This window comes from Elizabethkingia argenteiflava (genome assembly GCF_009904105.1).
Lineage (GTDB): Bacteria > Bacteroidota > Bacteroidia > Flavobacteriales > Weeksellaceae > Elizabethkingia > Elizabethkingia argenteiflava.
On the sequence record NZ_JAAABJ010000484.1, the window covers coordinates 1 to 222 of the forward strand.

The following is a 222-nucleotide window of genomic DNA, read 5'->3' on the forward strand; positions in this document are numbered from 1 at the left end:
ATTTTGATACAAGTGCTTAATATCTTTGAGATAATGAATATCATGTACAGAAGCTTGTGTTACATCAAAATCGGTAAAAATCCCATCAGTAGTAAACACTGCATGCAATTTATAACCATAATAAACACTATTTTGCCAAGCACAAAAACCTTTATCTGGGCTGGTAAAGTAATTTTCTCTACAAACAGTACTTCTGCAACTTCTGATTAATTTGCATATTTC

At 31.1% G+C, this 222-nt stretch carries 1 protein-coding gene; it reads right to left on the minus strand.

The window, feature by feature from the left end:
• Positions 1-222, minus strand: a 222-nt coding sequence (locus GNY06_RS06140) for a transposase (protein ID WP_166519252.1), incomplete at both ends; no start/stop codon positions are given.